Source organism: Flavobacterium plurextorum, assembly GCF_002217395.1.
In the GTDB taxonomy this organism is placed as follows: domain Bacteria; phylum Bacteroidota; class Bacteroidia; order Flavobacteriales; family Flavobacteriaceae; genus Flavobacterium; species Flavobacterium plurextorum.
This window is the reverse complement of the sequence record NZ_MUHD01000009.1, coordinates 38,772-51,104: the sequence shown is the minus strand read 5'-3', so window position 1 is coordinate 51,104 and position 12,333 is coordinate 38,772. Positions and strand designations below refer to the sequence as shown.

General features: G+C 32.5%; 14 protein-coding genes. 13 read left to right on the top strand and 1 reads right to left on the bottom strand.

Annotated features, from left to right (window positions below; all coding sequences use genetic code 11):
• From B0A81_RS21740 to B0A81_RS04870, 7 genes are all read left to right on the top strand, one after another.
• A partial coding sequence (locus B0A81_RS21740; protein ID WP_208861305.1) for a hypothetical protein occupies positions 1–224 on the top strand: 224 nt, incomplete at its 5' end.
• Positions 221–958 carry a YqjF family protein gene (locus tag B0A81_RS04895; RefSeq protein ID WP_089056987.1) on the top strand — a complete coding sequence of 246 codons (738 nt, stop codon included), beginning with the start codon at positions 221–223 and terminating at the stop codon, positions 956–958. The genes B0A81_RS21740 and B0A81_RS04895, both read left to right, overlap by 4 nt.
• Before the next feature lie 35 nt (positions 959–993).
• Entirely contained in the window at positions 994–1,353 is a 360-nt protein-coding gene (locus tag B0A81_RS04890) for a hypothetical protein (protein ID WP_089056986.1), read from the top strand.
• 5 nt (positions 1,354–1,358) lie between these two features.
• Positions 1,359–1,745: a hypothetical protein gene (locus tag B0A81_RS04885; RefSeq protein WP_089056985.1), complete on the top strand. Its 387-nt coding sequence runs from the start codon at positions 1,359–1,361 to the stop codon at positions 1,743–1,745.
• Positions 1,746–1,852: 107 nt separating this feature from the next.
• Positions 1,853–2,761, top strand: coding sequence for a TIGR01777 family oxidoreductase (locus B0A81_RS04880; protein WP_089056984.1), 909 nt, complete (start codon positions 1,853–1,855; stop codon positions 2,759–2,761).
• 155 nt (positions 2,762–2,916) lie between these two features.
• Positions 2,917–3,372: an SRPBCC family protein gene (locus tag B0A81_RS04875; RefSeq protein ID WP_089056983.1), complete on the top strand. Its 456-nt coding sequence runs from the start codon at positions 2,917–2,919 to the stop codon at positions 3,370–3,372.
• Positions 3,373–3,429: 57 nt separating this feature from the next.
• Positions 3,430–3,825 carry a DUF1090 family protein gene (locus B0A81_RS04870; protein WP_089056982.1) on the top strand — a complete coding sequence of 132 codons (396 nt, stop codon included), beginning with the start codon at positions 3,430–3,432 and terminating at the stop codon, positions 3,823–3,825.
• Between the two features lie 36 nt (positions 3,826–3,861).
• Here the strand turns inward: B0A81_RS04870 and B0A81_RS04865 are convergent, their stop codons facing one another.
• The gene (locus B0A81_RS04865; protein WP_089056981.1) at positions 3,862–4,674 is read right to left on the bottom strand and encodes a UbiA prenyltransferase family protein; all 813 of its coding nucleotides are present in this window, start codon (positions 4,672–4,674) and stop codon (positions 3,862–3,864) included.
• 225 nt (positions 4,675–4,899) lie between these two features.
• Here B0A81_RS04865 and gcvP point away from each other — a divergent pair, with 225 nt between their 5' ends.
• The 6 genes from gcvP to B0A81_RS04835 all read left to right on the top strand — a co-directional run bounded on the left by gcvP (position 4,900) and on the right by B0A81_RS04835 (position 12,303).
• Positions 4,900–7,749 carry an aminomethyl-transferring glycine dehydrogenase gene (gene gcvP, locus B0A81_RS04860; protein ID WP_089056980.1) on the top strand — a complete coding sequence of 950 codons (2,850 nt, stop codon included), beginning with the start codon at positions 4,900–4,902 and terminating at the stop codon, positions 7,747–7,749.
• A gap of 311 nt (positions 7,750–8,060) precedes the next feature.
• Positions 8,061–9,119 carry a 3-oxoacyl-ACP synthase III family protein gene (locus B0A81_RS04855; RefSeq protein WP_089056979.1) on the top strand — a complete coding sequence of 353 codons (1,059 nt, stop codon included), beginning with the start codon at positions 8,061–8,063 and terminating at the stop codon, positions 9,117–9,119.
• Between the two features lie 134 nt (positions 9,120–9,253).
• On the top strand, positions 9,254–9,781 hold the full coding sequence (locus B0A81_RS04850) for a methyltransferase (protein WP_089056978.1): 528 nt from the start codon (positions 9,254–9,256) through the stop codon (positions 9,779–9,781).
• An 87-nt stretch (positions 9,782–9,868) separates the two neighbouring features.
• Positions 9,869–10,717, top strand: a complete 849-nt coding sequence (locus B0A81_RS04845) for a glycosyltransferase (RefSeq protein ID WP_089056977.1) — start codon at positions 9,869–9,871, stop codon at positions 10,715–10,717.
• Between the two features lie 78 nt (positions 10,718–10,795).
• A complete protein-coding gene (locus B0A81_RS04840) occupies positions 10,796–11,542 on the top strand; it encodes an MlaE family ABC transporter permease (RefSeq protein ID WP_089056976.1) in 747 nt (248 codons plus the stop codon).
• Positions 11,542–12,303, top strand: coding sequence for an ABC transporter ATP-binding protein (locus B0A81_RS04835; RefSeq protein WP_089056975.1), 762 nt, complete (start codon positions 11,542–11,544; stop codon positions 12,301–12,303). The genes B0A81_RS04840 and B0A81_RS04835 overlap by 1 nt, the downstream gene beginning before the upstream one ends.
• Positions 12,304–12,333: the final 30 nt, after the last annotated feature.

Genomic DNA, 12,333 nt, shown 5'->3' with positions numbered 1-12,333 from the left:
TATTTATCGGGCTATTTCAAATTATTGTTAGTGGATATATGTTATTTAAAGAGCCTCAAAATAAATATCTTCAATTGTACATCATAGGAGTTGTTTTTTATTTTGTTATGATTTGCATCGATCCTTTTGCATCTCCTAATCTCAAAACTTATTTCGGAATCGGAATACCAACAATACTGGCATTTTATCTTTCAATATTAATCTATAAAAAAGCTGAAAAATGAATTTCTTAAAAGCAGAGTGGAAAAATTTAGCCTTATTTAACTTTGAAGTTAATAGCGGAATTTTAGAAAAATATCTTCCAGCAGGAACTGAAATAGATATTTGGAACAACAAATGTTATGTCAGCTTAGTTGGATTTATGTTTAAAAACACGAAAGTTCTAGGTTTTAAAATTCCTTTTCATATCGATTTCGAAGAAGTCAATTTGAGATTCTACGTAAAACGTTTTGAAAATGGCGAATGGAAACGCGGAGTAGTTTTTATTAAAGAAATTGTTCCTAAAAAAGCGATCACTTTTATTGCAAATACTCTGTATCAAGAACATTACGAAACTCAAAAAATGAAACATAAACTCATTGAGAATAAAAACACCAATACTTTTATTTATCAATGGAAAAACGACAAAAAATGGAATACAATTCAAATAGAGACCAAAAACAATCCTACAGAAATTGAGATTGATTCTGAAGCAGAATTTATTACAGAGCATTATTTTGGTTACACAAAAATCAATACTAAAACCACTTTTGAATATGAAGTTCAACATCCAAGATGGGAACAATTTGAAGTTTTAGATCATAAAATTGACATTGATTTCGAGAAAACTTACGGAGGCGATTTTGGATTTCTCCAAAACAAAAAACCGACATCAGTTTTCTTAGCCAAAGGATCAAAAATCACTGTTATGAATAAACGAAAATTAGAACCGGTAAAAGTTTCAGAACAAATGACATAATAGTTTCTCATTTAATAATTTATAAATCGACAGCTATGAACTTTAATATTACAGGCTATTTTGTATATCTCAGCATTACGATTTTCATTATTCTAAGAGTTGGAAAAATCTGTTATAAAAACGGAAACATTTATGTCGCAGATTTGATTCCGAATCACGCTGATATCTGCCAGAAAATCAATCAAATTTTGCTTTTAGCATACTATCTTTTAAATATTGGCTATAGCGCTATGACTTTAATTTCCTGGCAAAAAATTACTTCCTCTACTCAATTAATTGAAACAATCTGTACAAAAACGGCTGTCATAATTTTCATTATTTCAATCCTGCATTATTTCAATATTTTAATCATAACCAAGTACATTCAAAAAATTATTCATAACAACAAAAACTAAATATCATGGAAACTACAAAAATCTTAATCGGTTACGGAATTTATTTACCAATCGCTTTATTTCTTACTTATTACGTTTCTAAAACTCTTTTCAAAAACGGAAAAATCTTTATGCTCGATATATTTAAAGGCCGTGAAGATATTGCGCAGGCAACCAACAAACTTTTTGAAACTGGATTTTATCTTTTAAACATTGGTTTTGCATTAATGATTTTAAAATTGCAATTATACAGCAACAGTTATCAAGAATTAATTGAGAATTTAAGTTATAAAATCGGCGGATTTTCTATTTATCTTGGCGTTATGTTATTCTTTAATTTGTATTTCTTTTTTAGAGGAAAAAGAAAAGCAAAAGAAGCACAACGAGAAGAAAGATTAGTTTTTAAAGCTTAAAATTAAAATGGTTTGCCACGAATTGCGCAAATTAAACTCCAAGTTGACTTTATACATTTTTAAAAATTTGTGAAAATTTGTGTAATTCGCGGCTAAAAAAAACTCAGATGAAAAAACTCATAATCGCAGCAGGAACAGGATTTTTGGGACAGGTTTTAGTCAATCATTTTCAAAATAAATTTGAAGAAATTGTCATTCTAACACGAGGAAAATCGCAGATAATTAACGGAATTAAATATGTAAACTGGAATGCCAGAACTTTTTCGGGCTGGGAAAATGAATTAGAAAATGCCACGGTTTTAATTAATCTTGCAGGAAAATCTGTTGATTGTCGTTATACGAAAGACAACAAAAAAGAAATTCTTTTATCAAGAATTAAAAGTACCAAAATACTCAACAAAGCTGTTTTAAACTGTAAAAACCCGCCGAAACATTGGCTTAATTCATCGACGGCAACTATTTATCGCTTTTCTCTTGACAAACAAATGGATGAAGTTGACGGCGAAATCGGAAATGATTTTTCTATAAATGTGGCACTTTCTTGGGAAAAAGCATTCTTTAAAACCGAAACTCCAAATACTTTAAAAACCGCTTTAAGAACTTCTATCGTTTTAGGAAAAAATGGCGGAGCTTTTATTCCGTTAAAGAATTTGGCGAAAACTGGTTTTGGCGGAAAACAAGGAAGCGGCAATCAATTTGTAAGTTGGATTCATGAAGACGATTTTGCCAATGCAGCTGCTTTTATTATTGAAAAAGAAATTTCTGGAATTATAAATGTCGTTTCTCCTGAACCTGTCCAAAATATAGTTTTTATGCAGAAACTTCGAAAATCAGTTGGTTTTCCTTTCGGAATTCCATTAAATAAATTCTTTCTTGAAATTGGAGCATTTTTTATTCGAACAGAACCCGAGTTAATTTTGAAAAGCAGAAACGTAGTTCCGAAACGTCTTTTAGAAAATGGATTTCAGTTTAAGTTTGGAGATATTGATACGGCTTTTCGAAACTTACTTCGCTAAAAATGCACGCTTTTTTGTCATCCCGAGGAACGAGGGATCACACTAGAGAATCGACAAAGATTAGGTATTTTGATTGTGGTATTTCTAGTGTAATTTCTAGTGTGATTTCTCCTCCGTCGAAATGACAAGATTGCGCAAAAATAAAATGCAAAACAATGGCAACAATAAACCTGACAACTAAAATAAAAGCTCCAAAACAAATCGTTTTTAACGCTTCACGAAATATTGATATTCATCAGCAATCAGCAAGTCCATCAAAAGAAAAAGCAATTTCCGGCGTAACATCAGGATTAATAAACCTAAATGAAACGGTAACTTGGCGAGGCAGACATTTTGGTTTTTATCTTACACACAAAAGCCGAATTACGGCAATGAATCTCTATGATTATTTTGTGGATGAAATGGAAAAAGGCAAATTTAAATCGTTTAAACATGAACATTTTTTTGAGGAAGAAAACGGCATTACAATCATGAAAGATAAATTACAATATGAAACGCCATTTGGAATTCTAGGAAAACTATTCGATGTTTTACTTCTCAAAAAGCATCTTACTAACTTTCTTTTGGAGCGTAATAAAGTTTTAAAAGAAGTTTCAGAAAAATCTATTTAAAATAAATTTCCTACTTTTAAATAAAATAAATCTTAAAGGGAACTAAAAAATTAAAATATGAAATTGAAATTTATACTATCAACCCTTCTATTAGCTTTTTCTTTTATGGGATTTGCACAAAGCAATTGCAAAGATTTAAAAGGATGTGAAAGAAAATTATGTGAATTAAACATAAAATTAGTTGCAGCTAAAAAAGCTGGAAATCAAAATCAAATCAAAGGAGTTCAAGATGCAATCTCACAAACCAAGAAAAATTGCACCACCAAAACAGTCAATAATGATCTTGACAAGAAAGTAAAAGAGAAACAGCAAAAAGTCAATGAAAGAACTGCCGATTTGAATGAAGCCATCAAAGGAAAAGAAAGCAAAGAAAAGATCGATAAAAAAAGGAAAAAACTAGATGAAGCAAAAGCTGAATTAAACAAGGCCTTGGCTGAACAAAAAACAAAATAAATTCAATCTAAACCGATGCTGCTGCTTCGGTTTTTTTTATAAAAAAATCACCATCAGCCACCAAAAAATTGGTACGCTTTCGACCCAAAAAGAGGTATAATATTTGGAACGATTTGGATTAGCAAAAACAATAAACAACATCAATGTAATTACCATTATCAGACTAATGAAAAGATCATGAACATTAAATGTTGAAATAAAAAGCTCCAAAGAACAAAATGGCACTAAAAGAAGTAACCCTAAATATTTTGTCCATTTGACTCCAATCGTCTGCGGTACAGTTTGAAGATGCGGATCATCATTTGCCAGATCAATTATTTCGAAAACCAAAATCAAAACAAAAACTAGAATAAACCGTTGTATGCATTTTATGAAGAAGTCGGTTGTAAACGGAATTTCGGCATTAATTAACGGCAAAACCAAAGTCGCACCAACCCAGCAAAGTGCTACAATATAAATTTTTACTCCTGCCCAATTTCGGGCATTTTTTCTATTTGGAAAAAAAGGCAAGGTATAAAGCGCGGTTATCGCAAAAATGCCTACCGAAACAATCTGTGTAATTCGCTGCAAATGGAAAAAATAATACCCTACTAAAACCACCGAAACGAGACTCAAAAAAGCAATAATCTTTAGTTGATTTCCTATTGGATTTTTCTTTACTCGAACCAAAGCATCATATTTCACAAAATTATACCCGACAATTGTTCCGAAAAAAACAAACAACGCCATTGGCTCATCATACTGAATATGAAATACATGAAACGTAATTCGCACCAAAGCATAACACGACAAAGCCACGTGAATACTGCTGTTTAAATAAAAATCAAAAATTTGTTTTAGAAGTTTCATATATCCAAATCTAATCAATTGGTAACAAATCAACTCTTTAGTTATAAAATTGATAAAAATTGAAGTTAAAAATACCTATTAAATTATTAATAATACTTAATTTTGCCCCACAAAAAAACAACACATTTACTATAAAATGTAATAAACCTTGTGTTACATGAGATTAGCTCAAATAAAAACACTCGGCAAATTACGTTTTGATCTTTAAAAAATAGACTGCTACAAATGAAAACAGATGCTTTTGCTTTAAGACACATTGGTCCAAGAGAAACAGATCTTCAACACATGTTACAAACCATTGGTGTTGACTCGATTGAACAACTAGTTTATGAAACCCTTCCGGACGATATTCGTTTAAAAGCGCCTTTGAATTTGGATCCTGCAATGACAGAGTACGAATTCGCAAACCACATTCAGGAATTAGGAAAGAAAAACAAAGTATTCAAATCATACATTGGTTTGGGTTATCACCCAACGATCGTTCCAGCTCCAATTCAAAGAAATATCTTTGAAAATCCAGGATGGTACACAGCTTACACGCCTTACCAAGCAGAAATTGCACAAGGTCGTCTTGAAGCAATTTTAAATTTCCAAACTACTGTAATCGAATTAACAGGAATGGAAATTGCAAATGCTTCTTTACTTGACGAAGGTACCGCTGCTGCTGAAGCTATGGCGTTATTATTTGACGTTCGTACACGTGATCAAAAGAAAAACAATACAAATAAATTCTTCGTTTCTGAAGAAATTTTACCACAAACTTTATCAATACTTCAAACACGTTCAACTCCTATTGGAATTGAATTAGTAGTTGGAAACCACGAAACATTTGATTTTTCAAATGAATTCTTTGGAGCTATTTTACAGTACCCAGGAAAATATGGTCAAGTAAATGATTACAGCTCTTTTGTTGCTAAAGCAAAAGAAAATGAAATCAAAGTTGCCTTTGCTGCCGATATTTTATCGCTTGCTGCCTTAACTTCTCCAGGAGAAATGGGAGCTGCAGTAGTTGTTGGAACTACACAACGTTTTGGTGTACCAATGGGTTACGGTGGACCTCACGCTGCATTTTTTGCAACTAAAGATGAATACAAACGTTCAATGCCGGGTCGTATCATTGGAGTTTCTGTTGATACAAATGGAAATCGTGCTTTACGTATGGCATTAGGAACTCGCGAGCAGCACATTAAACGTGAAAAAGCGACTTCTAATATCTGTACAGCTCAGGTTTTACTAGCAGTTATGGCAGGAATGTATGCTGTTTACCACGGACCAAAAGGTTTACAATATATTGCAAACAAAGTTCATGCATCGGCAGTTACTACTGCTGAAGCTTTAAATAAATTAGGAGTTTACCAAACTAACACAGCTTATTTTGATACTATTTTGGTAAAAGCAGACGCTCAAAAAGTAAAAGCTATTGCTGAGAAAAACGAAGTAAACTTCTTCTATCCTGATGCCGATACAATTTCTATCTCGTTCAACGAAACGACTTCAATTGCGGACATCAACCAAATTATTGCAATTTTTGCAGAAGCTTTAGGAAAAGAAACTGTTATTGTTTCTGAATTAACTGAAGCTAGTCAATTACCTGCTTCATTAGAAAGAACATCTTCTTTCTTAACGCATGATGTATTCAACAATCATCATTCAGAAAGTCAGTTAATGCGTTACATCAAAAAATTAGAGCGTAAAGATTTATCATTGAATCACTCAATGATTTCATTAGGTTCTTGTACGATGAAATTAAATGCAGCTTCAGAAATGCTGCCTTTATCAATGCCAAACTGGAACAGCATTCACCCATTTGCACCAGTTGAACAAGCTGAAGGTTACATCACAATGCTTAAAAAATTAGAGCAGCAATTAAATGTAATTACTGGATTTGCTGGAACAACATTACAGCCTAATTCAGGAGCACAAGGAGAATATGCTGGTTTAATGGCGATTCGTGCTTACCATTTATCAAGAAACGAAGGTCACCGTAATGTATGTTTAATTCCTTCATCAGCTCACGGAACAAATCCTGCTTCTGCAGCTATGGCCGGAATGAAAATCATCGTTACTAAAACTACTCCAGAAGGAAATATTGATGTAGAAGATTTAAGAGAAAAAGCGATTGAGCACAAAGATGATTTATCTTGTTTAATGGTAACGTATCCTTCTACTCACGGAGTTTACGAATCTTCAATTATTGAAATCACAAAATTAATCCACGAAAACGGCGGATTAGTATATATGGATGGTGCTAATATGAATGCTCAGGTTGGTTTAACTAATCCAGCTACAATTGGTGCTGATGTTTGTCACTTAAACTTACACAAAACATTCGCTATTCCTCACGGTGGCGGCGGACCTGGAGTTGGACCAATCTGTGTTAACGAAAAACTAGTTCCTTTTTTACCAACAAACCCAATCTTAAAAGTAGGCGGCGAACAAGCGATTACAGCTATTTCATCTGCACCTTACGGATCTGCTTTAGTATGTTTAATCTCTTACGGATACATCACAATGATGGGTGCTGACGGATTAAAAAGCGCTACTGAACATGCAATCTTGAATGCTAACTATATGAAAGCTCGTTTCGAAGGACACTACCCAATTCTTTATACTGGAGAATGTGGAAGAGCCGCTCACGAAATGATTTTAGATTGTCGTTCATTTAAAGAAAACGGAATCGAAGTTGGTGATATCGCAAAACGTTTGATGGATTACGGTTTCCACGCTCCTACAGTTTCTTTCCCAGTAGCAGGAACTTTAATGATTGAACCAACTGAATCTGAAGATTTAGCTGAGTTAGATCGTTTTTGTGATGCTCTTATTTCAATTAGAAAAGAAATTGAAGCAGCAACTGCTGATGATAAAAACAATGTATTGAAAAATGCACCGCACACATTAGCAATGTTAACTACTGATAATTGGGATTTCCCTTATACTAGAGAAAAAGCGGCTTACCCATTAGAATATATTGCTGACAATAAATTCTGGCCATCTGTTCGTCGTGTTGATGATGCTTACGGTGACAGAAACTTAGTTTGCAGCTGTGCTCCTATTGAAGCATACATGGAAAATTAGTCTTAGATTATTTCTATAAAACAAACCCGATAACATCATCGTTATCGGGTTTTATTTTTTTATAACATTCTTAAAAAAGTTTGTTACTTTTTATAACACATTAAAATAATAAAACAAAATAAAAATAGTTTCTAAAAGCGATCTCAAACGTTTGAAATCTCTATAAAATTAAAAAATCATTAAAAAATAGCCAATATATTACTCAAAAAACAATTATTTCACAATTATATGCATGCATAGTATTTTTTATGATAGTTATCATGATTTTATTTATACTTTAGCAATAAATTTATCGGATAATTAAAGGAAAAATGAAAATAAAAATAATTGGCATCGGGAGTTATATTCCTAATTTAGAAGTAAAAAACACAGACTTTGACAAGCATATTTTTTTGAATGAAGATGGAACTCCTTTTGGTTACCCGAATGAAGTCGTTATTAAAAAATTTAAAGGTATTACCGGAATCGAAAATCGCCGTTATGCCGAAAAAAATCATACTGCTTCAGACTTAGCATTTTTCGCTGCTGAAAAAGCAATTGCAAATGCAGGAATCGATGCTGAAACTTTAGATTATATTATTTTCGCACATAATTTTGGTGATGTAAAAGCTGGAACCAGCCAATCTGATATTTTACCAAGTTTAGCAACGCGTGTTAAGCATAAATTAGGCATTAAAAACCCTAAATGTGTTGCTTACGATATTCTTTTTGGATGTCCTGGCTGGATTGAAGGAGTGCTTCAAGCGAATGCTTTTATCAAATCTGGAATGGCAAAAAGAGTTTTAGTAATTGGTGCAGAAACTCTTTCAAGAGTTGTTGATGACCACGATCGTGACTCGATGATTTATTCTGATGGAGCTGGTGCTTCAATCTTAGAAGCTTCAACAGACGAATCTGGACTTCTATCTTACGAAAGTGCAACTTATGCTAATGATGAAGCTAATTTCCTTTTCTTCGGAAAATCATATAATCCAGATTTAGATCCAGATACTAAGTACATTAAAATGTATGGCCGTAAGATTTACGAATTTGCTTTAAGCAACGTTCCTTGTGCTATGAAAAGCTGTTTAGACAAAAGCGGAATCTCAATTGATGAAGTAAAGAAAATCCTTATTCATCAGGCAAATGAAAAGATGGACGAAGCAATTATCGAACGTTTTTATAAACTATACGACAAAACTGCCCCTAAAGACATTATGCCAATGAGTATTCATGATCTAGGAAACAGCAGTGTTGCAACTGTTCCTACTTTATACGACTTGATTCTTCAAGGAAAAATCGAAAATCATACTATTAATAAAGGCGATGTTGTAATTTTTGCTTCGGTTGGAGCGGGAATGAACGTTAATGCTTTTGTATACAGATATTAGTATTCCGTTTACACTCACAGTAATCAATTTTCACACTGAAAACTGTAACTGAACACTGCAAACTAAAAAAGTCCGCACTATAAGATGCGGACTTTTTTAGTATATTTGCGCCTTTGTTGTTTAAAACATATATAATGTACGAAAAAACATTTCCGAATAAAAGATTCAAACTTACCTTAAAGTTTTTACAAAAGCACGTAAACACATCAGAAACCATTTTTGATTTTGGCGTACCAAATCCGTTTTCTAAAATAATGGAAGAGAATGGTTATACCGTAAAAAACACAAAAGGAGAAGATTTAGACAACGATCAAACTGCACTGCAAACAGAAGAATATACTGTTTTTACAGCATTTGAAATTTTCGAACATTTACTAAATCCATACACAATTCTAGAAAACGTAAAATGCGACAAATTGTTAATTTCAATTCCGTTACGTTTATGGTTTTCTCCAGCATATCGCTCTAAAACTGATATGTGGGACAGACATTATCACGAATTTGAAGATTGGCAGTTAGACTGGCTTTTAGAAAAAACAGGATGGAAAATAACGGATCGTCTGCAATTTACACATCCGGTAAAAAAGTTTGGATTTAGACCATTATTAAGATATTTCACTCCAAGATATTATATTGTTGCAGCGGAAAGAGTTAAGAATTAAGATTGCAGATTAACGATTTTTGATTTTTAGATGATTTCCAAATAATCTAAAATCTAATCCCGAGGCTTCGGGACTAAAATTTTTCACATGAAATACTACATCGTCATTCCCGCTCATAATGAACAGGATTTAATTGGATTGACTTTACAATCTTTAATTTCTCAAACTGTTTTACCTTCAAAAGTTGTGGTTGTAAACGACAATTCTACAGATAAAACGGAAGAAGTTGTATTGAGTTTTGCAAAGGAAAACCCATATATTTCTGTTGTAAATAAAACTTCAGACGCTATTCATTTACCGGGCAGTAAAGTAATTCAGGCGTTTCAAAAAGGTTTTGAAACTTTGGATTCTAATTATGACATTATTGTAAAAATAGACGGCGATTTAATCTTCCCTCCTAATTATTTTGAAACTGTAATCAAACATTTCGAATCTGATCCTAAAATAGGAATGGCGGGCGGATTTTGCTATATCGATAAAAATGGTGAATGGGTTTTAGAAAACTTAACCGATAAAGATCATATTCGCGGTGCACTAAAAGCATATCGCAAGGAAACTTATCAGCAAATTGGAGGTTTAAAACCTGCTATGGGCTGGGACACAGTTGACGAATTATTGTGTAAATATTACGATTGGAAAATTGTTACTGACGAATCGTTACATGTAAAACACTTAAAGCCAACTGGCGCAAACTACAACAAAACAGCTAGATACAAACAAGGAGAAGCTTTTTATACTTTAGGTTATGGTTTTTGGATTACAGCAATTGCATCGGCAAAATTGGCTATGATGAAGAAAAAACCATTCTTATTTTTAGATTATATAAAAGGATTCTGGAAAGCAAAAAGCGCCAAAACACCTTTATTAGTAACTCCTGAACAAGCTAAGTTTATTAGAAATTATCGTTTACAGAAAATTAAACAAAAGCTTTTTTAATCTTAAAAAAATTAAAAAACTCCAAACTGAAACTATAAACTGTAAACTAATCCTTAATTTAGCCAATATTTAAAACTTATGATGCTAATTCGTTATTTATCTCAAATAGGGAAATATTTTTTAATGCTGAAAGAAATTTTCAATAAACAGACCAAATGGCCTGTTATGAAAAATTTAATTTACAAAGAAATTGATGATTTGATTATTGACTCTCTTGGAATTGTCTGCTTTATATCCTTCTTCATTGGTGGAGTTGTAGCCATTCAAACAGCACTAAATTTAACCAACCCCTTAATTCCAAAATATTTAATTGGTTTTGCTACACGTCAATCTGTAGTTTTGGAGTTTGCTCCTACTTTTATTTCGGTAATTATGGCTGGAAAAATGGGATCTTACATTACTTCTAGTATAGGAACGATGCGTGTTACAGAACAGATTGATGCTTTAGAAGTTATGGGAGTTAACTCCGTAAATTATCTTATTTTCCCAAAAATAATAGCTTTATTAATGTACCCTTTTGTAATTGGTATTAGTATGTTTTTAGGAATTTTTGGTGGATGGCTTGCGTGTGCATACGGAGGATTTTCAACTGGTGATGATTTTATCATGGGAGCTCAAAAAGATTTCATACCCTTTCATATTACTTATGCATTTATCAAAACTTTAATCTTTGCCATGCTATTGGCAACAATTCCGTCTTTTCATGGATACTATATGAAAGGCGGTGCATTAGAAGTAGGTAAAGCAAGTACAACATCGTTCGTATGGACGTCTGTTACCATAATTCTTCTAAATTATATATTAACTCAATTATTACTAGGATAATGATAGAAGTAAAAAATGTAGAAAAATCATTTGGTGACAGCAAAGTTTTAAAAGGCGTTTCGACGGTATTTGAAACTGGAAAAACCAACTTGATTATTGGACAAAGTGGATCTGGAAAGACCGTTTTATTAAAAACCTTGTTAGGAATTCATACACCAGACTCTGGAACAATTGAATTTGACGGAAGAGTTTATTCTGATTTAGACAAAGATGAAAAACGTGAATTAAGAACTGAAATTGGAATGGTATTTCAAGGAAGTGCTTTATTTGACTCAATGACAGTTGAAGAAAATGTTGCTTTCCCGCTAAAAATGTTCACCAACAATAACAAAGCGCAAATACAAGAGCGTGTTGATTTTGTTTTAGAAAGAGTAAACTTAATCGATGCTCATAAAAAACTACCTTCTGAGATCTCTGGAGGAATGCAAAAACGTGTAGCTATTGCCCGCGCTATTGTAAACAATCCTAAATATTTATTTTGTGATGAACCCAATTCAGGTTTAGATCCAAATACCTCAACTTTGATTGACAATTTGATTAAAGAAATTACGGAGGAGTACAATATTACAACTGTAATTAATACGCACGATATGAACTCGGTAATGGAAATTGGCGAGAATATTGTTTTCTTAAAAAAAGGATTAAAAGCGTGGCAGGGAACTAAAGAAGAGATTTTTAGAACAGACAACAAAGATATTGTCAAATTTGTTTACTCTTCTAACCTATTTAAAAAAGTAAGAGAAGCATATTTGAAAGACTAAAAGCTTTACAATATTCAAAAATATAAAATC